The sequence below is a fragment of the Streptomyces sp. NPDC001407 genome (genome assembly GCF_042895325.1).
Classification (GTDB): Bacteria; Actinomycetota; Actinomycetes; order Streptomycetales; family Streptomycetaceae; genus Streptomyces.
Genome location: NZ_JBIAWF010000005.1, coordinates 186,346 through 211,502, shown reverse-complemented (window position 1 = coordinate 211,502; position 25,157 = coordinate 186,346). Strand labels below are relative to the sequence as shown.

The 25,157-nt window shown below is 71.7% G+C and carries 19 protein-coding genes and 1 pseudogene; 9 read left to right on the top strand and 11 right to left on the bottom strand.

Annotated features, from left to right (window positions below; genetic code table 11):
* Window positions 1-35: 35 nt before the first annotated feature.
* The 3 genes and pseudogenes from ACFY1P_RS10165 to ACFY1P_RS10155 all read left to right on the top strand — a co-directional run bounded on the left by ACFY1P_RS10165 (window position 36) and on the right by ACFY1P_RS10155 (window position 2,138).
* A pseudogene (locus ACFY1P_RS10165) lies at window positions 36-637 on the top strand (DUF4865 family protein).
* Between the two features lie 62 nt (window positions 638-699).
* Complete coding sequence (locus tag ACFY1P_RS10160) at window positions 700-1,278, top strand: TetR/AcrR family transcriptional regulator (RefSeq protein WP_361527747.1); 579 nt, start codon at window positions 700-702, stop codon at window positions 1,276-1,278.
* A 74-nt stretch (window positions 1,279-1,352) separates the two neighbouring features.
* Window positions 1,353-2,138: an SDR family oxidoreductase gene (locus tag ACFY1P_RS10155; protein WP_361527749.1), complete on the top strand. Its 786-nt coding sequence runs from the start codon at window positions 1,353-1,355 to the stop codon at window positions 2,136-2,138.
* On the opposite strand, the gene ACFY1P_RS10150 is transcribed toward ACFY1P_RS10155, so the two are convergent.
* On the bottom strand, window positions 2,135-3,865 hold the full coding sequence (locus ACFY1P_RS10150) for a BCCT family transporter (protein WP_390750372.1): 1,731 nt from the start codon (window positions 3,863-3,865) through the stop codon (window positions 2,135-2,137). The two genes, ACFY1P_RS10155 and ACFY1P_RS10150, sit on opposite strands and share 4 nt — an antisense overlap.
* A gap of 150 nt (window positions 3,866-4,015) precedes the next feature.
* Here ACFY1P_RS10150 and ACFY1P_RS10145 point away from each other — a divergent pair, with 150 nt between their 5' ends.
* The gene (locus ACFY1P_RS10145; RefSeq protein WP_390750371.1) at window positions 4,016-5,197 is read left to right on the top strand and encodes a glycerate kinase; all 1,182 of its coding nucleotides are present in this window, start codon (window positions 4,016-4,018) and stop codon (window positions 5,195-5,197) included.
* Window positions 5,198-5,695: 498 nt separating this feature from the next.
* On the opposite strand, the gene pssA is transcribed toward ACFY1P_RS10145, so the two are convergent.
* The 9 genes from pssA to ACFY1P_RS10100 form a co-directional block, all read right to left on the bottom strand.
* Window positions 5,696-6,550 (bottom strand): CDP-diacylglycerol--serine O-phosphatidyltransferase, encoded by an 855-nt coding sequence (gene pssA / locus ACFY1P_RS10140; RefSeq protein ID WP_361524894.1) that lies wholly within the window; start codon window positions 6,548-6,550, stop codon window positions 5,696-5,698.
* Entirely contained in the window at window positions 6,537-7,184 is a 648-nt protein-coding gene (locus ACFY1P_RS10135) for a phosphatidylserine decarboxylase (protein ID WP_361524891.1), read from the bottom strand. The genes pssA and ACFY1P_RS10135 overlap by 14 nt, the downstream gene beginning before the upstream one ends.
* A 171-nt stretch (window positions 7,185-7,355) precedes the next feature.
* Complete coding sequence (locus ACFY1P_RS10130; protein WP_361524889.1) at window positions 7,356-8,561, bottom strand: acyl-CoA dehydrogenase family protein; 1,206 nt, start codon at window positions 8,559-8,561, stop codon at window positions 7,356-7,358.
* A 1-nt stretch (window position 8,562) separates the two neighbouring features.
* On the bottom strand, window positions 8,563-9,075 hold the full coding sequence (locus tag ACFY1P_RS10125) for a MaoC family dehydratase (RefSeq protein WP_361524886.1): 513 nt from the start codon (window positions 9,073-9,075) through the stop codon (window positions 8,563-8,565).
* A 5-nt stretch (window positions 9,076-9,080) separates the two neighbouring features.
* Window positions 9,081-10,046 carry a CoA ester lyase gene (locus ACFY1P_RS10120; RefSeq protein WP_361524883.1) on the bottom strand — a complete coding sequence of 322 codons (966 nt, stop codon included), beginning with the start codon at window positions 10,044-10,046 and terminating at the stop codon, window positions 9,081-9,083.
* Window positions 10,043-12,055, bottom strand: a complete 2,013-nt coding sequence (locus tag ACFY1P_RS10115; protein WP_390750370.1) for a protein meaA — start codon at window positions 12,053-12,055, stop codon at window positions 10,043-10,045. Before ACFY1P_RS10115 ends, ACFY1P_RS10120 begins: the two co-directional genes overlap by 4 nt.
* Entirely contained in the window at window positions 12,055-13,392 is a 1,338-nt protein-coding gene (gene ccrA / locus ACFY1P_RS10110) for a crotonyl-CoA carboxylase/reductase (RefSeq protein WP_361524878.1), read from the bottom strand. Before ccrA ends, ACFY1P_RS10115 begins: the two co-directional genes overlap by 1 nt.
* A 369-nt stretch (window positions 13,393-13,761) precedes the next feature.
* The gene (locus ACFY1P_RS10105) at window positions 13,762-14,589 is read right to left on the bottom strand and encodes a TetR family transcriptional regulator (RefSeq protein ID WP_361524875.1); all 828 of its coding nucleotides are present in this window, start codon (window positions 14,587-14,589) and stop codon (window positions 13,762-13,764) included.
* 100 nt (window positions 14,590-14,689) lie between these two features.
* Entirely contained in the window at window positions 14,690-16,522 is a 1,833-nt protein-coding gene (locus ACFY1P_RS10100) for a 3-hydroxybutyryl-CoA dehydrogenase (protein WP_361524872.1), read from the bottom strand.
* Between the two features lie 349 nt (window positions 16,523-16,871).
* Here ACFY1P_RS10100 and ACFY1P_RS10095 point away from each other — a divergent pair, with 349 nt between their 5' ends.
* The 5 genes from ACFY1P_RS10095 (at window position 16,872) to ACFY1P_RS10075 (ending at window position 24,184) form a co-directional block, all read left to right on the top strand.
* Entirely contained in the window at window positions 16,872-17,465 is a 594-nt protein-coding gene (locus tag ACFY1P_RS10095) for a HEAT repeat domain-containing protein (RefSeq protein ID WP_361524870.1), read from the top strand.
* A gap of 117 nt (window positions 17,466-17,582) precedes the next feature.
* Window positions 17,583-18,026 (top strand): SRPBCC family protein, encoded by a 444-nt coding sequence (locus tag ACFY1P_RS10090; protein WP_361524867.1) that lies wholly within the window; start codon window positions 17,583-17,585, stop codon window positions 18,024-18,026.
* A 325-nt stretch (window positions 18,027-18,351) separates the two neighbouring features.
* A complete protein-coding gene (locus ACFY1P_RS10085) occupies window positions 18,352-20,742 on the top strand; it encodes an MFS transporter (protein WP_390750469.1) in 2,391 nt (796 codons plus the stop codon).
* 205 nt (window positions 20,743-20,947) lie between these two features.
* Window positions 20,948-23,356: a SpoIIE family protein phosphatase gene (locus ACFY1P_RS10080; RefSeq protein WP_390750369.1), complete on the top strand. Its 2,409-nt coding sequence runs from the start codon at window positions 20,948-20,950 to the stop codon at window positions 23,354-23,356.
* A gap of 99 nt (window positions 23,357-23,455) precedes the next feature.
* Window positions 23,456-24,184: a class I SAM-dependent methyltransferase gene (locus tag ACFY1P_RS10075; protein ID WP_361524858.1), complete on the top strand. Its 729-nt coding sequence runs from the start codon at window positions 23,456-23,458 to the stop codon at window positions 24,182-24,184.
* Window positions 24,185-24,285: 101 nt separating this feature from the next.
* On the opposite strand, the gene ACFY1P_RS10070 is transcribed toward ACFY1P_RS10075, so the two are convergent.
* Window positions 24,286-25,005 carry a hypothetical protein gene (locus ACFY1P_RS10070; protein ID WP_390750368.1) on the bottom strand — a complete coding sequence of 240 codons (720 nt, stop codon included), beginning with the start codon at window positions 25,003-25,005 and terminating at the stop codon, window positions 24,286-24,288.
* Window positions 25,006-25,157 lie beyond the last annotated feature (152 nt).

Genomic DNA, 25,157 nt, shown 5'->3' with positions numbered 1-25,157 from the left:
GACACCCGAACACCATCAGGAAGACACCGAACCGCATGCACGCCCAGCAGTACGAGATCACCCTGCCCGCCGACTACGACATGCGCGTCATCCGCAAGCGGGTGGCCGACTTCGGCCACGCCCTCGATGGCCGGGCCGGGCTGGCCTGAAGGCGTACGTCATCCGCGAGCGCGGGGTGAACGGCTCTCCCGTCAATCAGTACGCCCCCTTCTATCTCTGGAACGACACCGGCGCGATGAGCGCCTTCCTCGTCGGCGGGGGCGGTTTCCAGGGCGTCATCCGCGACTTCGGCCGGCCGGTCGTCCAGCACTGGGCGGGCGTCGCCACCGAGGCGGGCCCGGCGCGTGGCGCGACGCCGAAGGCCGCCTCGCGCCGCCTGTCCCCGGTCCCCGTCGACGCCGACCCCATGGGGCTCACCGAACTCGTCCGCCGCGAGACCGACGAACTGCGCGCGCTGGCCCGCCGCGACGGCGTGCACACCGCCGCACTGGCGGTCGACCCCCGGCACTGGCAGCTGATGCGCTTCGTCCTCTGGGAGTACGCCGTTCCCGAGGCGGAGGACGCCACCGAGCGGTACGAAGTGCTGCACCTGTCGGCTCCGCACCTGTCCGGACTCCCCGAGGGCCGCCACTGGTAGCCCCGGGAATTCCCGCGCCCAGTAGTTGACCTCCAGGTCAAAAACGATCTAGTCTCCAACCCATGGGCAGACCGAAGCAGTTCGACCCGGACATGGTGATCGACCAGGCCATGGACGTCTTCTGGCGCAAGGGGTACGGCGCGACCACGCCGCAGGACCTCGTCGACGAGACGGGCATCGGCAAGGGCAGCCTCTATCACGCCTTCGGCAGCAAACACGCCCTGTTCGCCCGTGCGTTGGAGCGCTACCGCGACACGCAGGCGGCCGCGCTCGTCGAACTCCTCGGCGGGAGCGGGCCCGTGCGCGACCGGCTGCGGGCCGGGCTCGAGGCCCTCGTCGAGATCGACCTCGGCGACCCCGGCCGGCGCGGCTGCTTCGGCGTCAACACGGCCACCGAGCTCGGCGGCGTGGACGCGGAGGCCACCGAGCTCGTGCGCCGCATGTTCGAGCGCACCGAGGGGGCCTTCCGGGCCGCGCTCGAAGAGGGGCAGCGCTCCGGCGAGATCGGCGGCCGCCTCGACGTCCACGCCGCCGCGAGCCTGCTGCTGGCGACCGTGATCGGCATGCGCGTCATCGCCCGCACCGCCGAAGGTCCGGAGCGGCTGCGCCGGGTGATCGACGGTGTGCTCGGCGCCCTGTGAACCGCCTCGCCCGGCTTCGGCCGGGCCCACCCCTGGCTTGATTCTGTACCTATAGGTAAAGAAAAGAGACTTCCATGGACCTCCACCTCACCGGCAAGACCGCCCTCGTCACCGGCGCGAGCAAGGGCATCGGCCTCGCCACCGCCCGCTTCCTCGTCGCCGAGGGCGTACGGACCGTCGGCGTGGCCCGTACGGTCACGGACGAGCTGACCGCGAGCGGTGCGGTCGCCGTGACGGCCGACCTCGCCACCGCCGAGGGCGCGGCCCACGCGGTGAACGCGGCGCGGGAGGCGCTCGGCGGCATCGACCTGCTGGTCAACGGGGTCGGCGGCGGCGACTCGTACTCCGTCGACGGCTTCCTCGCCACCGACGACGCGACCTGGGACGCCACCTTCGGCGTCAACTTCTTCAGCGCCGTACGCGTCACCCGTGCCGCACTGCCGGACCTGCTGGAGCGGGGCGGCGCCGTCGTCAACATCTCGTCCATGGGCGCCCGCGTGCCCTCCAGCGGGCCGGTCGACTACACCACCGCCAAGGCCGCGCTGAGCGCCCTGGGCAGGTCCCTGGCCGAGGAGTTCGGCCCGCGCGGGGTCCGGGTGAACACGGTCTCGCCCGGACCGGTCCGCACCCCCCTGTGGGAGGCGGAGAACGGCTTCGGCGACCACCTCGCCAAGGCGATGGGCGCCTCGGACCTCAAGACCTTCCTGGAGCAGGTCCCGCAGATGATCGGCATGACGACGAACCGCATGACCGAACCCGAGGAGGTGGCGGCCCTCGTCGCCTTCCTGCTCTCCGACCACGCCCGCAGCATCATGGGCGCGGAGCTGCGGATCGACGGCGGAGCGGTCAAGACGGTCTAGGCGCCCCCGGCCCCGCCGCCCTTGTCGCCGTCCTCGCGTTCGCGGGCGCTCTCCGCGACGCGGCGCAGACGGGGGTGGCGGACCGGGCCCTGCTCCGTGATCGCCTCGCCGATCATCGTGCGCATCGCGTTCCGCAGCCCGTGCAGCGCGTGGTGCCGGGCCGGGCCCGCGCCCGGGTCCTCGCGCAACTCCCGTACGAGGGACCAGCACAGCGCCAGCATCACCAGGACGAACGGCAGGGCGACCAGGATCGTCGCCGACTGGAGCGACTTCAGGCCGCCCGCCACCAGCAGGACCGCCGCGACCGCGGCCATCAGGATGCCCCACATCACCACCAGCCAGGTGCGCGGGTGCAGCGCGCCCCGGCTGGAGAGCGAACCCATCACCAGGGACGCGGAGTCGGCGCTGGTGATGAAGTACGTCATCACCAGCGCCATCGCGATCCACGAGGTGAGCGCGTCCAGCGGCAGGGTGTCCAGCAGCGCGAACAGGGACGCCTCCGCGCCCTCCTTGACCGTCCCGGCCATGTCCGCCGCGCCCGTCATGTCCAGGCGCAGCGCGCTCCCGCCCATCACGCAGAACCACACCACCGTCGCCCCGCTGGGCACCAGCAGGACCCCGATCAGGAACTCCCGGATGGTCCGGCCGTGCGAGATGCGGGCGATGAACGTCCCGACGAAGGGGGCCCAGGACAGCCACCACGCCCAGTAGAAGATCGTCCAGGCGCCCAGCCACGCCGAGTCGGTGAACGCCCCGGTGCGCGTCGCCAGGTTCAGCAGGTCGTGCAGATAGCCGCCGGTGGCCGCCGGGATGGTGTTGAGGACGAAGACGGTCGGGCCGAGGACGAACACGAAGAGCATCAGGCACGCGGCGAGCACGATGTTGAGCGTGCTCAGCCACTTGACGCCCTTGTGCAGGCCGGAGAAGGCCGACAGCACGAAGGCCGCCGACAGCGAACCGATGATGATCAGTTCGAGGGTGGTGGTGTCCTTGATGCCGGTGGTGATGTTGAGGCCCTTGGACACCTGGAGCGCGCCCAGCCCGAGGCTGGTCGCCGTGCCGAAGACGGTCGCGAAGACCGCGAGCAGATCGATGGCCCGCCCGGGCCAGCCGGCCGTCCGCTCCTCACCGAGCAGCGGCACGAAGGCCGAGCTCAGCCGGTTGCCGCGGCCCTTGCGGAAGCCCGCGTAGGCCAGCGCGAGGCCGGACATGCCGTAGATCGCCCACGGGTGCAGGGTCCAGTGGAAGAAGGAGTATTCGAGGGCGGTACGGGCAGCGGCGGGCGAGTTGGCGGTGACGCCACTGCCCGGGGGCGGGGAGACGAAGTGCAGCAGCGGCTCCCCGACGCCGTAGAACATGAGGCCGATGCCCATGCCCGCGCTGAACATCATGGCGATCCACGCGAGATTGCTGAACTCCGGCTGGTCGTCGTCCCGGCCCAGCCGGATCCGCCCGAAGCGGCTGAACGCGATCACCACACACAGGACGAGGAACACGTCGGCCGCGATCACGAACAGCCAGGCGAAGTTGGACAGCACCCAGTTCAGCGCGGCCGACGTCGCCCGGTCGAAGGAGTGCTTGGCCAGCGCCGCCCACGCCACCACCGCGAGGACGGCGACGCCGCCGATCGCGACGAGCGTGAGGTCGGGGGAGTCACCCGCCGGCGGACCGGAGGCGGCCGGGGAAGAGGAGGCCGGGTCGGGCGACTCGTATGCGTCGGTGCTCATGTCGCCCCACTATGGCCGGGATGCACTGAAATGGGCGTCCTGGCACGCCGTCCGCGGGCATGGGCAACACGCAATCCCCCGGGTAGGGTCGCGGCGCGACGACCCGTGCTCGCTGTGCGGCGCGGGCCCGGACGGCGAGGGGACGGCGGGATGACGGACACGACGGCCGCGGGGGCGACGGCGGGGGGCCCGGGCGCGTCCGGCCGCCGGGTGCTGATCGCCGCGGACAAGTTCAAGGGCTCGCTCACGGCGGTCGAGGTCGCCGCGCACGTGGCGGTCGGCCTGCGGCGCGCGGCGCCCGGCGTGCGGACCGAGGCACTGCCCGTCGCGGACGGCGGCGACGGCACGGTGGACGCCGCCGTGGCCGCGGGCTTCGAGCGCCGCACGGAGCGGGTCACCGGGCCCCTGGGGGAGCCCGTCACGGCCGCGTACGCGCTGCGCGGCGACACCGCCGTCGTGGAGATGGCCGAGGCCTCGGGCCTGCGGCACCTGCCACGCGGGCGGTACGCCCCGCTCACGGCCGGGACGTACGGCACCGGCGAGCTGCTGTGTGCCGCGCTCGACGCGGGCGCGGCCACGGTCGTCCTCGGCGTCGGCGGCAGCGCTTCGACGGACGGTGGCGCGGGCATGCTGAGCGCCCTGGGCGCCCGCTTCACGGACGCGCACGGCACGCCGCTCGCCCCCGGCGGCGGCCCGCTGGCACGGCTCGCGGCCGCTGACCTGTCCGGGCTGGACCCCCGGCTCGCCCGGACCCGGTTCGTGCTCGCGAGCGACGTCGACAATCCCCTGACGGGGCCCAAGGGCGCGGCCGCCGTCTACGGGCCGCAGAAGGGAGCCTCGCCGGACGACGTGGCCGCGCTGGACGCGGCCCTCGCGCGCTACGCCCGCGTCCTGGCCGAGGCCGTCGGCCCCCGCGCCGCCGAGTACGCGGCCGCTCCGGGCGCGGGCGCGGCGGGCGGCGTCGGCTACGGCGCGCTCGTCGGACTGGGCGCCGCCTTCCGCCCCGGCATCGAGGTCATGCTCGACGTGCTGGGCTTCGCCGCGGCACTGGAACGGGCGGACCTCGTGATCACGGGTGAGGGCTCCCTCGACGCCCAGACGCTCCACGGCAAGGCCCCGGCAGGGGTGGCGGCGGCAGCGCGCCGGCGGGGAGTGCCGGTGGTGGCCGTCTGCGGCGCGCTTTCGCTTTCCGCGGCGGAATTGCGGGGGGCGGGGATTTTGGGGGCCTACGCGATTGCTTCGCTGGAGCCGGATCGGGAGCGGTGCATGGCTGACGCGGGGCGGCTTCTGGAACGGTTGGCGGGGCAGGTGGCCGCGGATTTCCTCCTTTGACCGCCTGCGGCGGGCCTTGTTCCCCAGCCCCGCCCCTTCCCGGCTGCGTCTGATGTGCGGCTCCGCCGCGCGGGGGGCTGCGCCTGCGGCGCTTTGTTCCCCTGCCCCGCCCCTTCTGGGGCGCTGCCCCAGACCCCGATGTGCGGGTCCGTTGCCTCCCCCAGCTACCTCCCCCAGACTCCGTCCGGGGGTGCCCCCAGAGGTGCCCCCAGAGGTGCCCCCAGCGGCGGAGAGCGCCCTGCTGGGGGTCCCCCCGGACGAAGTCTGGGGGAGCGTCCTCAAACGCCGGACGGGCTGATTTCAGCCCGTTGGGGGCACCTCCCAGCGGTAGCTGGGGGAGTTTGAGGACAGCGCGCGAAGCGTGCTTCGGGGGTCTGGGGCGTAGCCCCCAGTTCGGGAAGGGGCGGGCTGGGGAACAAAGATCCGCCCCCGAAAACACCGCGGGGCCCGAGCTCATCGCTCGGGCCCCGCAGGAAATCCGCTACGCACAGCGCAGCGTCACGGCAGCTGCGCCGCCTCGCGCGCCTCGCGGCGGTTGTCGCGGAACGTGTTCACGCGGCGCGCGGTCGCGAAGAGCGGGATGACCGCGCCCAGGACGACCTGGAGCGCGCAGCCCGTCTGGAGGAGCAGCTCGCCGCCGGGGGCGTCGAAGGCCCAGGCCGCGAGCAGGCCCATGCTCAGCACGATCCAGCTCAGCATGGCGACCGCCAGCCGTCCCCGCGGCTTCGGGTACTCGACGCGGCTCACCATCAGCCACGCCACCCCCACGATCGCCAGCAGCGTCGGCACGAACGGCAGCTCCAGCAGCACGATCGACACGACGGTCAGCGCGCCGAAGGGGCTCGGCATCCCCTGGAAGATGCCGTCCCGCAGCTGGACGCACGAGAAGCGCGCGAGCCGCAGCACCACCGCCAGCAGCACCACGACCGCCGCCACCGCCGACACCTTCTGGTGGGCGTCCTGGGCGACGACGCCCCAGACGACCACGAAGTACGCCGGCGCCAGCCCGAAGCTGATCAGGTCGGACAGATTGTCCAGCTCGGCACCCATCGCCGAGCTGCGCAGCTTCCGCGCGACAAGCCCGTCGAAGAGGTCGAAGACCGACGCGAGCAGCATCAGTATCACGGCGGTGGCCGCGCTGTGGCGGGCCATGCCGCCGTCCTCGTTGCCCGTGAGGTGCGGCATGAGGACGCCGGTGGTGGTGAAGTACACCGCCATGAAGCCACAGATCGCGTTACCGAGAGTGAGCGTGTCCGCTATCGACAGCCGCGTGGACAGCGGCATGTCGACCTCGTCCTCCGGCTCGGCTTCCGGTACCCAGGCGGCCTGTGTGTCCGGATCAATCACGGTCAAGGCGTGTCACCCCTGCAGTGGTGGGCTGGCCGACCTCGACCCCGGCCTCGATCCCCTCGGGGAGATAGACGTCGACGCGAGAGCCGAAACGGATCAGACCGATCCGCTCGCCCTGCTCCACCTTCGTGTCCTGCGGTACATAAGGAACGATACGCCGCGCGACGGCGCCGGCGATCTGCACCATCTCGATGTCACCGAGCTCGGTGTCGAAGTGCCAGACGACGCGCTCGTTGTTCTCGCTCTCCTTGTTGAAGGCGGGAACGAATCCACCGGGGATGTGCTCGACCGACGTCACGGTGCCGGCCAGCGGCGCCCGGTTGACGTGGACGTTCAGCGGGCTCATGAAGATCGCGACGCGGGTGCGCCCGTCCTTCCAGGGCATGACGCTCTGGACCACGCCGTCGGCCGGGGAGATGACCCGGCCCTCGGCGATCTCGCGATCGGGGTCGCGGAAGAACCACAGCATGCCCGCCGCGAGCGCGGTGCTGGGGACGGCCAGCGCCGCCCAGCGGCCGGAACGGCGGGCGCGGGTGAGGCTGACCGCAGCCGTGGCGACGGTCGGGAGGAGCCACGGCGATGCTCCGCGCGCAAGGCGGACGCGGCCGCGTGGTGCAGAGGAAGAGCTGTGGGGCATGGGTGACCTTCGTAGCGGAGTGGTGCCGCGTAACGATTGGGGGACGGCGGCTTTCCGGGGATGCTATCGGGTACGACCGGCAACTGGCTAAGCGCCAGGGCCAGTCGATGGCCGAACACCGATGACTCGGTGTGATCTTCTTCTCGGTGAAACCACTCCCAATCGGGACATTCATCCCTGGAGTCGGTACTCCTCGAGTAGCCGACGCCCAATGATCATTTTCTGGATCTCGGCCGTACCCTCTCCGATGAGCAGCATCGGCGCCTCGCGGTAGAGGCGCTCGATCTCGTACTCCTTGGAGAAGCCGTAGCCGCCATGGATGCGGAACGCGTCCTCGACCACTTCCTTGCAGTACTCGGAAGCGAGGTACTTGGCCATTCCGGCCTCGAGGTCGTTGCGCTGCCCCGAGTCCTTCTTGCGTGCCGCATTCACCATCATCGCATGCGCCGCTTCGACCTTTGTCCCCATTTCGGCCAGTTTGAATTGAATGGCCTGATGCTGGGCGATGGGTTTTCCGAAGGTCTGCCGCTGCTGCGCATAGGAGACGCCGAGTTCGAAGGCGCGCTGAGCGACGCCGCAACCACGCGCGGCGACATTGACGCGGCCGACCTCCACGCCGTCCATCATTTGGTAAAAACCCCGGCCGGTGACGCCGCCGAGCACCCGGTTGCCCGGGACGCGCAGCCCATCCATGATCAATTCGGTGGTGTCGACGCCCTTGTAGCCCATTTTGTCGATCTTGCCGGGGATCGTCAGTCCCGGCTTGACCTCGCCGAAGCCCGGCTCCTTCTCGACGAGGAAGGTCGTCATCGACTTGTGCGGCGCCGTGCCCTCGGGGTGCCCCTCGTCGGTCCGGCACAGCACCGCGACCAGGGTGGAGGAGCCGCCGTTGGTCAGCCACATCTTCTGGCCGTTGAGGACGTAGTCCGCACCGTCCCGGACGCCCTTGGACGTGATGGCCGACACATCCGAGCCGAGCCCCGGCTCGGACATCGAGAACGCGCCCCGGACCTCGCCGGTCGCCATTCTCGGCAGGAAATGGTCCTTCTGTTCCTGGGTGCCGTGCTGCTTCAGCATGTAGGCGACGATGAAGTGCGTATTGACGATGCCCGAGACGCTCATCCAGCCGCGGGCTATCTCCTCGACGCACAGCGCGTATGTGAGAAGCGACTCACCGAGCCCGCCGTACTCCTCCGGGATCATCAGGCCGAACAGCCCGAGTTCCTTGAGGCCCTCGACGATGCGCGTCGGGTACTCGTCACGGTGCTCCAGCTCCGTGGCGACCGGGATGATCTCTTTGTCGACGAATTCACGGACGGTGGAGAGGATTTCCCGCTGGATGTCCGTCAGCCCGTCGGTCTGCGCGAGGCGTCCCATCTCACTTCTCCCGGATGATCGGCTCGGGGCGGCCGGGCTGTTCTCCGCCGCGCTCCTCGGTGTATGTGGCGGTGGGGACCATCACCTTGCGCCGGAAGACGCAGACGACGGTGCCGTCCTGCTTGTAACCCTTGGTCTCGACGTACACGATCCCGCGGTCGCTCTTGGACTTCGACGGCGTCTTGTCGAGCACGGTGGTCTCGCCGTAGATCGTGTCACCGTGGAAGGTCGGCGCGATGTGCTTCAGCGACTCGACCTCGAGATTGGCGATCGCCTTGCCCGAGACGTCCGGCACGGACATGCCCAGCAGCAATGAGTAGATGTAATTGCCGACCACGACGTTCTTGCCGAAATCGGTCGTCTTCTCCGCGTAGTTGCTGTCCATGTGCAACGGATGGTGATTCATGGTGAGCAAGCAGAAGAGGTGGTCGTCGTATTCGGTGACCGTCTTGCCGGGCCAGTGCTTGTAGACATCGCCGACGGTGAACTCTTCGAAGGTGCGGCCGAACTGCATCGCGCTCAGGCCTCCGGGATCTCGAACTTGGAGTTACGCGTCATCCCGGCCGCGCGGCCCTTGCCGGCCACCACCAGCGCCATCTTCCGGCTGGCCTCGTCGATCATCTCGTCGCCGAGCATCGCCGAGCCCTTCATGCCGCCCGCCTCGGAGGTGCAGTAGTCGTAGGCGTCCAGGATCAGCTCGGCGTGGTCGTAGTCCTCCTGCGACGGCGAGAAGATCTCGTTGGCGAGCCCGACCTGGTCGGGGTGGAGCACCCACTTGCCGTCGAAGCCCAGCGCCGCCGCCCGGCCCGCCACCTCGCGGTAGCCGTCGGGGTTGCGGATCTGGAGGTAGGGGCCGTCGATCGCCTGGAGGTCGTTGGCGCGGGCCGCCATCAGGATGCGCATCAGGATGTAGTGGTAGGCGTCGGCGCCGTAGCCGGGCGGCTGGTGGCCGACCACGAGCGACTTCATGTTGATCGAGGCCATGAAGTCCGCCGGGCCGAAGATGATCGTCTCCAGGCGCGGCGACGCGGCGGCGATCGCGTCCACGTTGACCAGGCCCTTGGCGTTCTCGATCTGCGCCTCGATGCCGATGCGCCCGACCTCGAAGCCCATCGTCTTCTCGATCTGCGTCAGCAGCAGGTCCAGCGCCACGACCTGCTCGGCGTCCTGCACCTTCGGCAGCATGATGCAGTCGAGGTTGGGGCCCGCGCCCTCCACGACCGTGATCACGTCACGGTAGGTCCAGTGCGTCGTCCAGTCGTTGACCCGCACGACCCGGGTCTTGCCCGTCCAGTCGCCGTTGTTGAGCGCGTCGACGACGGTGTGCCGGGCGCCCTCCTTCGCGAGCGGGGCGCACGCGTCCTCCAGGTCGAGGAAGACCTGGTCGGCGGGGAGGCCCTGGGCCTTCTCCAGGAAGCGCGGGTTGCTGCCGGGGACGGCCAGGCAGGAGCGGCGCGGCCGCAGACGGTTGACAGGCGTGGTCATGCGGGGACCTCCAGAGGGTCGAGGTGGTTCGCTTTCCGGATCTCGTCGACGATACGGCCGATGATCTCCGTGATACCGAAGTCCTTGGGGGTGAAGACGGCCGCCACACCCGCCGCCCGCAGGGCGGCGGCGTCCGCGGACGGGATGATGCCACCGACGATCACGGGGACGTCGTCCGCCCCCGTGCTCCGCAGCCGGGTCAGCACATCGGGCACCAGCTCGGCGTGCGACCCGGAGAGGATCGACAGGCCGACGCAGTGCACGTCCTCGGCCACGGCCGCCGAGACGATCTGCTCAGGGGTCAGCCGGATGCCCTGGTAGACCACCTCGAAGCCCGCGTCGCGGGCCCGTACGGCGATCTGCTCGGCGCCGTTGGAGTGGCCGTCCAGGCCGGGCTTGCCGACCAGCAGGCGCAGCTTGCCGCTGCCCAGCTCGTCGGCGGTGCGGGCGACCTTCGCGCGCACCGCCGCCAGCGGGGTGCCCGCCTCGGCGGCGACCGCGACGGGGGCGCTGCTCACGCCCGTGGGGGCGCGGAACTCGCCGAACACGTCGCGCAGCGCCCAGGCCCACTCGCCGGTCGTGACACCGGCGCGCACGCACTCCAGCGTGGCCGCCATCAGGTTGTCCGTGCCCGCGGCCGTCTTCTTCAGGGCCGACAGCGACTCCTGGGCACGGGCCTCGTCGCGGTTGTCGCGCCAGCGGTGCAGGGCCGCGACGACACGGGCCTCGTTGGCCGGGTCGACCGTCATGATCGCGGTGTCGAGGTCGGCCGTGAGCGGGTTGGGCTCGGTGGACTCGAAGCAGTTGACGCCGACGATCTTCTCCTCGCCGGCCTCGATCCGGGCCCGCCGCTCGGCGTGCGAGGACACCAGCTGCGACTTGAGGTAGCCGGACTCGACGGCGGCCATCGCGCCGCCCATCTCCTGGATCCGGCCGATCTCGGCGAGGCACTCGGAGACCAGGGAGTCGACCTTGGCCTCGATGACGTGCGACCCGGCGAAGATGTCCTCGTACTCCAGCAGGTCGCTCTCGTGGGCCAGGACCTGCTGGATGCGCAGCGACCACTGCTGGTCCCAGGGCCGGGGCAGGCCCAGCGCCTCGTTCCAGGCGGGCAGCTGGACGGCGCGGGCGCGGGCGTCCTTGGAGAGGGTGACGGCCAGCATCTCCAGCACGATGCGCTGGACGTTGTTCTCCGGCTGCGCCTCGGTCAGGCCCAGGGAGTTGACCTGGACGCCGTAGCGGAAGCGGCGCTGCTTGGGGTCCTCGATGCCGTAGCGCTCGCGGGTGATCTTCTCCCAGATGCGGCCGAAGGCGCGCATCTTGCACATCTCCTCGACGAACCGGACCCCGGCGTTGACGAAGAACGAGATGCGGGCGACGACCTCGCCCTTGCGGTCCTCGGGCACCTGCCCGGAGGCGAACACCGCGTCGAGCACGGCGACCGCGGTGGACATCGCGTACGAGATCTCCTGGACCGGAGTGGCCCCCGCCTCCTGGAGGTGGTAGCTACAGATGTTGATCGGGTTCCACTTCGGGATGTGGTTGACCGTGTACGTGATCATGTCCGTGGTCAGCCGCAGGCTGGGCCCCGGCGGGAAGACGTGCGTCCCGCGCGAGAGGTACTCCTTGACGATGTCGTTCTGCGTCGTCCCGGCCAGCTTGGTGATGTCGGCGCCCTGCTCCTCCGCGACCACCTGGTACATCGCCAGCAGCCACATGGCCGTGGCGTTGATGGTCATGGAGGTGTTCATCCGGTCCAGCGGGATGTCGTGGAACAGCCGCCGCATGTCGCCGAGATGGGCCACCGGCACCCCGACCCGGCCGACCTCGCCGCGGGCGAGGATGTGGTCGGAGTCGTAGCCGGTCTGCGTCGGGAGGTCGAACGCGACCGACAGGCCGGTCTGGCCCTTGGCGAGGTTGCGCCGGTAGAGCTCGTTGGACGCCTCCGCCGTGGAGTGACCGGCGTACGTCCGCATCAGCCAGGGGCGGTCTTTCTGGCGGTCCGTCATCACACGTTCCTGAACCGGTTGATCGCGTCGATGTGCTGCTCGCGCAGCTCGTGGTCGCGCACGCCCATGCCCTCCTCGGGGGCGAGCGCGAGCACGCCGACCTTGCCCTGGTGGAGGTTGCGGTGCACGTCGTACGCCGCCTGGCCGGTCTCGGCGAGGGTGTAGGTCTTCGACAGCGTCGGGTGGATCTTCCCCTTGGCGACGAGGCGGTTGGCCTCCCACGCCTCGCGGTAGTTGGCGAAGTGCGAGCCGACGATCGACTTGAGCGACATCCACAGATAGCGGTTGTCGTACTCGTGGCGGTAGCCGGAGGTGGAGGCGCAGGTGACGATAGTGCCGCCCTTGCGGGTGACGTAGACGCTGGCGCCGAAGGTCTCGCGGCCCGGGTGCTCGAAGACGATGTCGACGTCCTCGCCGCCGGTCAGTTCACGGATGCGCTTGCCCAGCCGCTTCCACTCACGGGGGTCCTGGGTGTGCTCGTCCTTCCAGAACCGGTAGTCCTCCTCGCTGCGGTTGATGATCGCCTCGGCGCCCATCCGCCGGCAGATCTCCGCCTTCTGCTCGCTGGAGACCACACAGATCGGCGTGGCACCGCCGGCCAGCGCGAACTGGGTGGCGTAGGAGCCGAGTCCGCCGCTGGCGCCCCAGATCAGGACGTTGTCGCCCTGCTTCATCCCGGCGCCGTTGCGGGAGACCAGCTGCCGGTAGGCGGTGGAGTTGACCAGGCCCGGAGCCGCGGCCTCCTCCCAGGTCAGGTGCTTCGCCTTGGGCATCAGCTGGTTGGACTTCACCAGCGCGATCTCGGCCAGGCCGCCGAAGTTGGTCTCGAAGCCCCAGATCCGCTGCTCGGGGTCGAGCATGGTGTCGTTGTGGCCGTCGGCGGATTCCAGCTCCACCGACAGGCAGTGCGCGACGACCTCGTCGCCCGGCCGCCAGGCGTTGACGCCGGGGCCGGTGCGCAGCACCACGCCCGCCAGGTCGGAGCCGATGACGTGGTACGGCAGGTCGTGCCGCTTGGCGAGCGGCGACAGCTTCCCGTAGCGCTCCAGGAAGGCGAAGGTCGACACCGGCTCGAAGATCGAGGTCCAGACGGAGTTGTAGTTCACCGAACTGGCCATCACGGCCACCAGGGCCTCGCCGGGGCCGAGTTCGGGGACGGCGACGTCCTCGACGTGCAGGGACTTGCGGGGGTCCTTCTCCCGGCTGCTGAGGCCGGCGAACATCTCCGCCTCGTCCTTGTGCACGGTCACCGCGCGGTAGGACTCGGGGAGGGGCAGCGCGGCGAAGTCCTCGGCCGAGCTGTCCGCGGCGAGTATCGCGTCCAATATGTGGTTCATCTGTTGAGCCTCCGGCGAAGCGCGTCGTGGAACGGCTTGAGGGAACGTCGGGGGTGGTGCAGAGGCGGTGCCGTCGGTTCGGCGGGTGGTGCGGCGGCGCGGGTGGCGCGGTGGCCTGTGACGCAGGCGTCCGGGCGCACAAGGAGTGCTTGTGGGGACAGCCGGCGCACGACGGTTGAGTCTGCGCGCCGGCCGCCCGGACACCCACAAGGTAGTGGCACCGCGTGCCAGGGGACAAGACACCGAGTGCCAACAATTTCTCTCAGATGTCATCCGGAGGGCACGCATGGGCAAGAAAAGGCGGCCACCCTGTCCCGGGCGGCCGCCTTGAATGTCCTGAACTGTCGAGTTATAGGAGGTTATGGAGGGTCAGTTTTTCTTGAGAGCCTTCTCGATGGCGCGCATGACCTCGCCGAGCGGCGCGTCCGTACGGGCCACCGTGACCAGCACCTCGCCCTCGGCCCGCGCCGTGGCGGCCGGGGCGCCCTGGGCGGAACGGCCCGCTCCGATGCCGGTGCCGAACGTCTCCCGCACGATGGCGAAGGCGTGGTCGAGCTGGGTCTCCACATCGCCCTCGCCGCCGCCGCGCAGCCAGCGCCGCAGCACGTGGTTGTGCGCGGTGACCACGGCCGAGGCGGCGACCTCGGCGAGCAACGGGTCGTCGTCGCCCACGTGGTGGGCGCTCTCGTCGAAGTGCCCCAGGAGATAGCGGGTGAACAGCCGCTCGTAGCGGGCCACCGAGGCGATCTCGCGCTCCCGCAGGGCGGGCACCTCGCGGGTCAGGCGGTAGCGCTCCACGGAGACCGCGGGGGAGGCCGCGTACATCCGCATGACCTCCTTGATCCCCCGGCAGACGGTGTCCAGCGGGTTCTCGTGGGAGGGGGCGGCGTCGAGCACGCCCGCCGCCCGGACGAGCGTGTCGTCGTGGTCGGGGAAGATCGCCTCTTCCTTGGAGCGGAAGTGCCGGAAGAAGGTCCGCCGGGCGACCCCGGCCGCGGCCGCGATCTCGTCGACGGTCGTGGCCTCGTAACCCTTGGTCGCGAACAACTCCATCGCGGCCGCGGCGAGTTTGCGGCGCATGGTGAGCCGCTGGGCCGCCGCGCGGCGGCTGCCCGGGCTGTCGGCGGCGGTGCGCGGCTCTCGGGATGCGTCGGCGGGCGGACGCGGGGTGCGGGCGGCCTTGGCGGGCTGGGGCATGTGGGGAACGTAACACGCGTCCGTATGGGCGTGCCGGGGCGGACCGGCGGCCGGTTCGAGCAGCCCGCCCCACCCCACGCCGTCGACCCGCACGCAGCGGTCAGCGCCGGGCGTACTCACGGAAGCCGCGCCCTGTCTTGCGGCCCAGGCACCCCGCCGCGACCAGGTGCTCCAGCAGCGGTGCCGGCGCGAGCCCCGGGTCGCGGAACTCGCGGTGCAGGACCTTCTCGATGGCCAGCGACACATCGAGGCCGACCACGTCCAGGAGCTCGAAGGGGCCCATCGGATAGCCGCCGCCCAGCTTCATCGCGGCGTCGATGTCGTCGAGCGTCGCGTAGTGCTCCTGCACCATCTTGATCGCGTTGTTGAGGTACGGGAAGAGCAGCGCGTTCACGATGAAGCCCGCACGGTCCCCGCAGTCCACCGGATGCTTGCGGACGCGGGCGCACACCGCCCGGACGGTGGCGTGCACGTCGTCACCGGTGAGGACCGTGCGCACCACCTCCACCAGCTTCATCGCGGGCGCCGGGTTGAAGAAGTGCATCCCGACGACGTCTCGCGGCCGGCCGGTGGCACGGGCGCAGGCGATCACCGGCAGCGACGAGGTGGTGGTGGCCAGGATCGCGCCCGGCCTGCAGACCTTGTCCAGCGCCGCGAACAGCTGCTGCTTGACGGCCAGATCCTCCGCCACCGCCTCGACGGCCAGGTCCACCTCCGCGAAGGCGTCCAGCGAGCCCGCCGGGGTGATCGCGGCCAGCGCGGCGTCCCGTTCCGCCGGCGTCAGCCTGCCCTTCTCCACCGAGCGGGCCAGGGACCCCGCGATCCGCGCCTTCGCCGCCTCGGCCTTCTCCGCCGTCCGGGCCGCGAGGACCACCGCGTACCCCGCCTTCGCGAAGACCTCCGCGATGCCGCTCGCCATCGTGCCCGAGCCCGCGACGCCCACGGCACGCACCTCGCGCACCTCGCCGCCGCCCTGCGCGACGCTGCCCGGCGTCCGTTCGTCCGGCACGACGACCGCCGAGTCCGGCGCCTCGTACGTATAGAACCCGCGGCCGGACTTGCGGCCGGTCAGCCCCGCCTCGGCGAGCTGGCCGAGGATGGGCGCGGGCGCGTGCAGCCGGTCGCGGGAGGCGGCGTACATCGCCTCCAGCACCGTGCGGGCGGTGTCGACGCCGATCAGGTCGAGCAGGGCGAGCGGGCCCATCGGCAGGCCGCAGCCCAGCCGCATGGCCGCGTCGATGTCCTCGCGGGTGGCGTAGCGCGACTCGTACATCGCGGCCGCCTGGTTGAGATAGCCGAACAGCAGCCCGTCGGCCACGAAACCGGGCCGGTCGCCGACCGCGACCGGCTCCTTGCCCAGCTCGCGGGCGAGCTCGGTGACGGCCGTGACGGCGGCGGGCGCGGTGAGCACCGAGGAGACGACCTCCACCAGCCGCATCGCCGGGGCCGGGTTGAAGAAGTGCAGGCCCAGCACGCGCTCGGGGCGGGCGGAGTCGGCGGCGAGCCGGGTCACGGACAGGGCGTTGGTGCCCGTCGCCAGGATGGTGTCCGGCCGCACGACGGCGTCGAGGGCGGTGAAGACCTCGTGCTTGAGGGCGTAGTCCTCCGGCACCACCTCGATGACGAGATCGGCTTCGGCCGCGGCCGCGAGCTCGTGGGAGGTGCGGAAGCGGGCCAGCGCGGCCCGCCGCTCCTCCTCGGTGATCCGCTCGCGCCGCACCGCGCGGGCGGTCGCGGCCTCCAGGGCGCGGACGGCGTGCGCGGCCGCAGCCTCGGAGACGTCGATGCCGATGACCTCGCGGCCGGCCAGGGCCAGCACTTCGGCGATGCCGGTGCCCATGGTGCCGAGGCCGACCACGGCGACGGTGCGGAGGGCGGGGCCGGAGGGTCCCGGCCGGGAGGGGACAGACTCAGGGGTGGACGTACGGTCCATCGCGAGACTCCAGAAAGTGTTCCCCGTGCGCGGGGGATACGTCGGTTGAGTGCCGGTCGGGTGCGCGGACCGTGGCGGCCCGCGACGGCCGTGGGATTTCCGGGTACGGGTAAGGAGGGCCCACGGAAAGGGAGTTGAGCTGACCGGCCGGCCCTGTCCCGGGGCCGGGCCGTAATGGGATGTGCCGAACCGACGAACCGGCATCACATGTGCGGCGGCTGCGTCACCAGGCCGCCCGAGCAGGGGTGCTGCTCTTGCCGGGAGATTAACTCAACGGTAACCAAGAGCACCAGGGGAGGGGCGTGCGACTTACGATGTGGTTCAGGCCACTCGGGGAGGAGAGCGGGCAATGGAAGAGGAATTTCGCGCCTTGCTGAAGCGGGTGCGTGCCGAACTGGTCAGCCCCACCGAGTTCGCGGCCTACGAGCGCCTGCTCGCGCTCGTCCGCTCCTCCCGCGACGGGCGCCGCGACGAGCTCGCCGCCATCCTGGTGGCCCCCGAACGCCCGCTGTGGGCGCGGGAGATCGCCGCCTTCGCGCTGGGCGCGGAGGGTGACCGGCGCGCCTTCGAGACCCTGGTGCTCCTCCTCAACTACCGCGAGCCGGTGCGGTGCGCCACCGCCGCCTTCGTCCTCGCCCGGCTCGGCGACCCCCGCACGGCCCGTGCCGCCGCCGCCCTCGCCACCAATCCCTTACGCACCGCCTACGCCCTGCACCCCGTCCGCCTGCTCACCGAACTGCGCGCCCCGGAGTCCGTGCCGGCCCTGCTCGCCACCCTGGAGCGGCTGCTCGCCGCCCGGGACCACTGCTGGCCCGTCGCCCGCGCCTGCGTCGAGGGCCTCGGCGCCCTGGGCGACCGCCGCGCCGAGGACGCCCTGGTGGCGGCCCGCGCCCACGACCGCCTCCGCGCGGCCGCGGGCGAGGCGCTCGAGCGCCTGGCGTGAGGCACCGCGCTCCGGACGTCTTCCGGCCGCGCCCGGCCGGGGAGGATTTGGGCGCCCGTCGCGTTGGTGGTTGGCTGACCCCCGCAGGGACTACGCACGACGTCCGGGAGGACAGCCATGGGCCAGGTCGAGGCCACCACGGAGCGGATCATCGCGGCGGACCCGGAGGAGGTGTTCGACGCGCTCGCCGACTACAGCGGCACCCGCGCCAAGCTGCTGCCCGAGCACTTCAGCGAGTACGAGGTGCGCGAGGGCGGCGACGGCGAGGGCACCCAGGTGCACTGGAAGCTCCAGGCCACCAGCAAGCGCGTCCGCGACTGCCTGCTGGACGTCACCGAGCCGACCACCGGGCAGCTGGTCGAGAAGGACCTCAACTCCTCGATGGTCACCACCTGGACCGTCACCCCGGCGGGCGAGGGCAAGGCCAGGGTCGTCGTCACCACCGTGTGGAACGGGGCGGGCGGCGTCGGCGGGTTCTTCGAGCGCACCTTCGCCCCCAAGGGCCTCGGCCGCATCTACGACGCCGTGCTCGCCAAGCTCGCCGCCGAGGTGGAGAAGTAGCCGCGCGACAGCTGTGAAGAAGGGGCCGCCGCGCGCGAACCAGCCCTGGAACTACGCGAGAACAGTCGGTGGAAGCCCGGACCGCAACGGTCCGGGCTTCACCGTTTCGGGTGGTTTCCCCAACCCTCCCACCGTGCCTCGTATGCCTCCGACCGGCGCGAAAGCCGCACAGAGGGCACTCTCCGGTCAATCACCGCGCTTGCTAGCCGTTGTTGCCAAATGCGAGAAAAGGGCGGCGATGCAGGCGCGATGAGGGGAGTCGTACGTGGGCGGGACCACATTCGGGACCACCTTGGTGCAGAGCGAGGGACCACCGTCCCCGGCCCTGCGGGACCAGGGCGCGGCCCTCGCGCACGGCGACGGCCCACCGCCCGCCCTCCCCGCGGCCGGCCCGGCCCCCGCGCACCACGTCCCCCGGCCCGGCCCGGCCCGCGTCCGCGTCGTCTTCGTCGGCCTGATGCTCGCGCTTCTCCTCGCCGCGCTCGACCAGACGATCGTCGCCACCGCCCTCCCCAAGATCGTGGGGGAGCTGCACGGCCTGGACCGGATGTCCTGGGCCGTCACCGCCTATCTGCTGAGTTCCACGGCGGTGCTGCCGGTCTACGGCAAGCTCGGTGACCTCTGCGGGCGCAAGGGGGTCTTCCTCTTCGCGATCGTCGTCTTCGTCGCGGGCTCCGCGCTCGCCGGGCACGCCGCCACCATGAACCAGCTCATCGCCTTCCGCGTCCTCCAGGGCGTCGGCGGCGGCGGGCTGCTGATCGGCGTCCAGGCGATCATCGCCGACATCGTCCCGCCGCGGGAGCGCGGCCGCTTCATGGGCGTCATCGGCGCCGCCTTCGGCCTCGCCTCCGTCGCCGGGCCCCTGCTCGGCGGCTTCTTCACCGACCACGCCTCCTGGCGCTGGTGCTTCTACGTCAACATCCCCTTCGGCCTCATCACCTTCCTCGTCGTCGCCGTGGGCCTCAAACTCCCGGTGCGCTTCCGCAGGGGCCGCTTCGACGTCCTCGGCGCGCTGCTGCTGATGGCCTTCTCGACCTGCCTGGTGCTGCTGACCACCTGGGGCGGCACGGAGTACGAGTGGCGCTCGCGCGTCATCGTCGGGCTCGCGTCGGCCGCGCTCGGCACCGCCCTGCTGTTCGTCGTGGTCGAGCACATCGCCACGGAACCGATCATTCCGCCGCACCTCTTCCGCGACCCGGTCTTCAACGTCTGCGGCCTCGTCGGCGCGGCCATGGGCGTCGGCCTCTTCGGCGCCGCCAGCTATCTGCCGACCTTCCTCCAGATGGTCGACGGGGCGGACGCCACCGAGTCCGGGCTGCTGATGCTCCCGATGATGGGCGGGGTCGTGCTGGCCTCCCTCGTCACCGGCCAGCTCATCAGCCGCACCGGCCGCTGCAAGCCCTTCCCCCTCATCGGCGGCGCCGTCTCCGCCGTGGGCATGTACTACCTCTCCCACCTCGACACCCACACCCCGCGGGCCGTCTACAGCCTCTGGATGGGCATCCTCGGCACCGGCGTCGGACTCGCCCTGCCCGTCCTCGTCCTCGCCGTGCAGAACTCCGTCCACCCCGCCGACCTCGGCACCGCCACCAGCGCCAACAACTACTTCCGGCAGATCGGCGGTTCGGTCGGCGCCGCCGTCTTCGGCACCCTCTTCGCCCGCCGCCTCGCCGACAGGCTGCACGCCGAACTGCCCCACCGCGCCGGGCTGCCCTCGCCCGACTCGATCACCCCGCAGCTGGTGCGCGCCCTGCCCGAGGCCGTCCGCGACGGCTATGTACGGGCCTACGCGGACGCCATGCCGCGGATCTTCCTCTATCTCGTACCGGTGCTCATCCTCGGTTTTCTGCTCGCCTTCCTGCTGAAAGAGAAACCCCTGGTGTCCCACAACGCCCCCGAAGCCCCCGTCATCCCGTCCGCGCGCGCCGAACCGTCGGACGGCCCGGCGCACTTCGTCGCGGGCATCCCCGTCACCGGTACCGTCCAGCACCCCGACGGCACCACCGTGCCGCGCGCCGCCCTCACGCTCATCGACGTCCGCGGCCAGCAGATCGGACGCGGCGCGAGCGGGGAGGACGGGCGGTACGCGCTGAGCACGCCGGGCACCGGCTCGTACGTCCTCATCGCCGCGGCCGGCGGGCACCAGCCGCAGGCGGTCACCGTGACCATCGGCGAGCGGCCCATCGAGCTCGACGTGGTCCTGGGCGGCGCCGGCCGCCTCGCCGGCACCGTGCTCACCCCCGACGGCAACCCCGTGCGCGACGCGCTCGTCACCCTCACCAATGTGCACGGTGAGGTCGTCTCCACCACCCGCACCGGGCGCGAAGGGGGCTATGTGATCTCGGAGTTGGTCGCCGGGGAGTACACCCTCGCCTCCAGCGCCCCCGCCTTCCGGCCGGCGGCCCTGCCGGTGACCGTCCAGTCCTGCCGCGAGACCCGCCAGGACATCGAGCTGGCCGGCGGCGCGGTGCTGCGTGGCGTCGTCCGGGCGGGCGGTGGCCGGCCCGTGGAGGACGCGCGCGTGACGCTGCTGGACGCCGCGGGCAACGTCGTCGACTCTGCGGCCACGGGGGCGGACGGGGCGTTCCGCTTCGTGGACCTGTCCGCCGGTGAGTACACGGTCATCGCGGCGGGCTACCCCCCGGTGGCCACGGTCCTCCAGGTCGCGGGCGGCGGCCGCACGGAGCGGGACCTCCAGCTGGGCCACGCGGACTGAAGCGGCCTCGCCGAAGTGCGGTAACGCGCCCCGCGAGGGGCGCGGGCCTGTGACGTCACGCGGGCGTGGTCACTCCCACCGGAACCCGCGGCGGCCGGACCGCACTTCCGGCGGAGCGCTTCGGTTCCGCCGATTCCGCACACGGGCCGCCCCGTGCCCCCTACGGTAGTGAGACGGTGGCGCAAACCATAAGGAGCACCCGCCCATGCACCATGGCACGCCCGTCCCCGGACGGATCCCGCTCGCTGTGGTCGTCGTGGGGTCCGCCGGCCAGGTGACCCACTGGAGCACGGGCGCCCGCAAGCTGTTCGGATACGACCGTGACGAGGCCGTCGGCGCCCCCGCCGCCGACCTCATGCCCATCGGCGGCGCCCTGCACGAGGATCCCGACGACGGCCACCGCGGCACCGGCCTCGACGCCCGGCTCGGCCGCGCCGCGGCCGACGGCGCCACCGGTTACCCCAGCGCCGGACGGGCCCGCTCGCACTCCCCCGAGCGCGGGCCCGTCGAGGTGCTGTGGTGGGCCTATCCGCTCGCCGGGCCCGGCGAGGAGCGGCTGCTGGTCCTCGCCGCCGACGCCGGGCCCTTCCGCTCCTCCGCCCGGGAGCAGGTGTTCCCCGGCTTCGCCCCGCACACCACGCTGCCCGACGGCGAGAGCCTCGCCGACCGGCTCCCCGACATCCTGCCGAACATGGGCCCCGCCCTCAGCGGCCGCATCGTCTCCCAGGTCCTCGAACTGGGCTATCCGGTACTGGAGTTCAGCCAGCACCAGCGGGTCCCGGTCACCCCCGACTGGGGCACCCCGAAATACGCCGAGCGCGAGGCCCGGCGTGCCGCCCGTACCGCCACCGCCGCACCGCGCCCGCGGGGCCCGGCCGCCCCGGTGGACCCCGCCGACGCGCCGGACCTCGAATACGCGGCCGTACGGGAGCGGCTGGAGTTCCTCAACGAGGTCAGCGGCTCCATCGGCACCTCGCTCGACCTGGCCCGCACCATCCGCGAGGTCACCAGCGCGGCCGTGCCCCGCTTCACCGACTTCGCGGGCACGCACCTGCGCGCCGCCGTCCTCGCGGGCGAGGGCTTCCCCGACGGCCCGCCCGACGTCACCACCGTCTGGCACCGCGTCTGGGTCGAGCACAACGACGAACCGGGCCGCTGGGACGACACCGTGCCCGTCGGCGAGGCCATCGCCTTCCCCGAACACACCCCGTTCTTCCAGTGCATGGTCACCGGCGAGCCGGTGCTCATCCCGCGCATCGGCGAGGAGCTGGCCAACCGCATCTCCGGCCAGTTCGAGAAGCGGGACCTGCGGCCGCTCATCAACGGCAGGTCGATGCTGGTCGTGCCCCTCAAGGCACGCGACGTCGTCCTCGGCTTCATGGTCCTCATGCGCCGCGACGGGCGCACCCCCTTCGACGACATGGACCGCACGACCGGCGCCGAACTCGCCGCGCGCGCCGGGCTCGTCCTCGACAACGCCCGCATGTACACCTACCAGGAGAACGTCGCCGACACGCTCCAGGACAGCATGCTCCCGCAGCTCACCCCGCGCATGGCCGGCTGCGACACCGCCACTCGCTATCTGCCGGGCACCCGCCTGGGCCGGGTGGGCGGCGACTGGTTCGACAGCATCAAGCTGCCCGGCTCGCGCACCGCCCTCGTCGTCGGCGACGTCATGGGGCACGGCCTGAACTCCGCGGCGATGATGGGCCAGTTGCGCACCGCCGTGCAGACCATGGCCGCCCTCGACCTGCCGCCCGAGCAGCTGCTGCGCAACCTCGACGATCTCGCCCAGCGGCTCGGCGAGCACTATCTGGCCACCTGCCTCTACGCGGTCTACGACCCGATCCGCTCGGAGCTGCGGATCGCCAACGCCGGGCACATCCCGCCCGTGCTCGTCCGCGCCGCGGACGGCCGCAGCATGCTGCTCGACCTGCCCACGGGCGCGCCCATAGGCGTCGGCGGGGTGGCCTTCGAGGCCGCGACCGTGCCGGTCGCGCCGGGCGACCGGCTGGTGCTGTGCACGGACGGGCTCGTGGAGGTCCGCGGCCAGGACATCGGCGCGGGGCTCGCCGCGCTCTGCGAGTCCGCCGCCCACCCCGCGGCGTCCATGGACGACGCCTGCGACACCATCATCCGCGCCCTCAACACCGGCGAAGGCCGCAAGGACGACGTCGCCCTGCTGATGGCCCGGCTCAACGGCATCCCCGCCGAGCACACGGCCGCGTGGCAGCTGGAGCGCGCCCCGGCCGAGGTCCGCCGGGCCCGCCGGCTCGTGCGCGGCCAACTCGCCGAGTGGGGGCTCGAAGCGGCCGCCCCGACCGCCGAGAGCCTGGTCAGCGAGCTCGTCACCAACGCCGTACGGCACACCGAATCCTCATCGCTGGGCCTGCGCCTGGTGCGTACGGACGTGCTGCTCTGCGAGGTGACCGACGAGGACCACGCGCTGCCCGCGCTGCTGGGCGCCGACCCCGGTGCGGAGTCCGGGCGCGGGCTGCGGGTGGTGAGCGCTCTCGCGCGCGAGTGGGGCGCGAGCCACACGGGCCGGGGCAAAACAGTGTGGTTCGAGCAGTCGCTGGTCAGCGCCACTGGCACCGGGTCGAACATCCGGTGAAATTACGGGCACGGTAGCAGCGGGGATCTTGCCGCGGCACGCCGGGCGACGGTAGTCAAGATCATGACGAACCGTCATACCGACTGTCCGGGAGCGTGTATGAGCACATCGCAGCAGTACGCCGAGGCGTGGGAAGGCTTCTGGAGGGAGACCTCCGACGCCCCGGGGGACGCGATCTGGGACGCGGACCCCTCGCTGACGGCGGTCCCGCACCTGGAGCTGTTCGCCCCGCACGCCGACGCCGCCCTGCCGGTCCTCGACCTCGGCTGCGGCAACGGCACCCAGACCCGCTACCTCGCCACCCGCTTCCCGCGCGCCGTCGGCGTCGACATCTCGGCGGCGGCCGTCGAGCACGCGCGGCGCGCCGATGCCGAGGGCGTGGCGGAGTTCGAGCGGCTCGACCTGACGGACACCGAGGCGGTGCGCGCGCTCCACGCGCGGGTCGGGGACGCCAACGTCTATATGCGCGCGGTGATCCACCAGAGCCGCCCCGAGGACCGCCCGGCGGTCGCGCGGGCGGTCGCGGAGCTGACGGGTGCGCGGGGCCGCGCCTTCGTGGTCGAGCTCACCGAGGCGGCGAAGGAGGTGCTGGCGGAGGCCGTCCTCCGTCCTGACAGTCCGTCACCCAAGGGCAGCCGTGTCGTGAAACACGGCCTGCGCCCCGCCGAGGTGGCGGACGGCGAGGTCCCGGAACTGCTCAGGCAGGCGGGCCTCGCGATCCTCGCCGAGGGCGCCATCACGCTCGCGATGACGGAGTTCCGCGAGGACGGCGAACGCGTCGAGCTGCCGGCGCGGTGGTACGTGACGAGCCGCGCGGAGTCATCCTGAGCGGGGCCCGGCGAAGTCCGGTGCTTTCGCCGACGTAGCCGGACCGCGCGAACGGCCATGACACGCCCCGCGGATGACGCACCGGACTTCCGGCGGAGCGCTCAGGCCGGGTCCTTGCTGTCGCCCGCCAGCAGGAGCTGCGGCACCTGCGTGAACGTCCATCCCGATCCCGACCGCACCAGCACCCACACCAGGTCGAAGCGCGCGTCGGGCCAGTCCTTGGGCGGGGAGGGCCGCACCTCCCCGCCCAGTGCCTTGACTATCTCCACAATGCCGTGGTGCTCCCACGAGACCAGGGTGCAGCCGTGCCGCCCGGCGAGTTCCTTCGCGAGCGCCTTCTCGTCACCGGTGCGGTACGTGACGTTCGTCCGCACCCCCAGCTTCGCCGCCACCGGCGCCACCGTCTCGCTCGGCCGCAGCCCCTTCGCGCCCGGCTGGGGGCCCGCGGCGTAGACGGCGTCCGGGCGCCGCAGACCCTCGCGCGGCTCGCCGCTGTCGGGGGCGAAGAGCGTCACCAGCGCGCCCGCCCGCTGCCAGCCGCGCACGAGCAGGGCGTGGGCGTTCCGCTCGCCGTCCTCGGTGATGCCGAAGGGCGGCTTGTCGCCGTTCTCCTTCGGCTTCTCGCCGTGCCGGATGAACATGATCATGTCCGCTCCCGAAGCGGAACCGGCCGCGCTCGCGGGGGAGCCGGAGGACGCGGCCGAGGCCTTGCCGCTCCCCTTGCCGCAGGCGGCCGTCAGGGACCCGGCCGCCGTCACCAGCCCGCCGAACGTGATCATCCGTAGCAGGGTACGGCGGGGTGCCACCGGGGCGTTGTCCATGAGCGGGCTCCTTGTGGGTGAGGGCACGTCGGCTCCGTACGCGCCGCCAGGGTGATCTGTACCCCGGATTCCCCCGGACAGGTGATGGCCCGGGGCGGCGCGTGAACCGATTCTGGACGAAGGCGGACGGGAGTGCGCCGCGGGGTCCCGAA

Bases quoted from the DNA above. Each gene is read 5' to 3' on its own strand.
- ACFY1P_RS10115 (WP_390750370.1), bottom strand. From the start codon at position 12,055: ATGACGGACCGCCAGAAAGACCGCCCCTGGCTGATGCGGACGTACGCC.
- ACFY1P_RS10105 (WP_361524875.1), bottom strand. From the start codon at position 14,589: ATGCCCCAGCCCGCCAAGGCCGCCCGCACCCCGCGTCCGCCCGCCGAC.
- ACFY1P_RS10080 (WP_390750369.1), top strand. From the start codon at position 20,948: ATGCACCATGGCACGCCCGTCCCCGGACGGATCCCGCTCGCTGTGGTC.
- ACFY1P_RS10130 (WP_361524889.1), bottom strand. From the start codon at position 8,561: ATGGGACGCCTCGCGCAGACCGACGGGCTGACGGACATCCAGCGGGAA.
- ccrA (WP_361524878.1), bottom strand. From the start codon at position 13,392: ATGAACCACATATTGGACGCGATACTCGCCGCGGACAGCTCGGCCGAG.
- ACFY1P_RS10100 (WP_361524872.1), bottom strand. From the start codon at position 16,522: ATGGACCGTACGTCCACCCCTGAGTCTGTCCCCTCCCGGCCGGGACCC.
- ACFY1P_RS10135 (WP_361524891.1), bottom strand. From the start codon at position 7,184: ATGCCCCACAGCTCTTCCTCTGCACCACGCGGCCGCGTCCGCCTTGCG.
- ACFY1P_RS10125 (WP_361524886.1), bottom strand. From the start codon at position 9,075: ATGCAGTTCGGCCGCACCTTCGAAGAGTTCACCGTCGGCGATGTCTAC.
- ACFY1P_RS10160 (WP_361527747.1), top strand. From the start codon at position 700: ATGGGCAGACCGAAGCAGTTCGACCCGGACATGGTGATCGACCAGGCC.
- ACFY1P_RS10075 (WP_361524858.1), top strand. From the start codon at position 23,456: ATGAGCACATCGCAGCAGTACGCCGAGGCGTGGGAAGGCTTCTGGAGG.
- ACFY1P_RS10090 (WP_361524867.1), top strand. From the start codon at position 17,583: ATGGGCCAGGTCGAGGCCACCACGGAGCGGATCATCGCGGCGGACCCG.
- ACFY1P_RS10120 (WP_361524883.1), bottom strand. From the start codon at position 10,046: ATGACCACGCCTGTCAACCGTCTGCGGCCGCGCCGCTCCTGCCTGGCC.
- ACFY1P_RS10145 (WP_390750371.1), top strand. From the start codon at position 4,016: ATGACGGACACGACGGCCGCGGGGGCGACGGCGGGGGGCCCGGGCGCG.
- ACFY1P_RS10070 (WP_390750368.1), bottom strand. From the start codon at position 25,005: ATGGACAACGCCCCGGTGGCACCCCGCCGTACCCTGCTACGGATGATC.
- ACFY1P_RS10150 (WP_390750372.1), bottom strand. From the start codon at position 3,865: ATGAGCACCGACGCATACGAGTCGCCCGACCCGGCCTCCTCTTCCCCG.
- ACFY1P_RS10095 (WP_361524870.1), top strand. From the start codon at position 16,872: ATGGAAGAGGAATTTCGCGCCTTGCTGAAGCGGGTGCGTGCCGAACTG.
- ACFY1P_RS10155 (WP_361527749.1), top strand. From the start codon at position 1,353: ATGGACCTCCACCTCACCGGCAAGACCGCCCTCGTCACCGGCGCGAGC.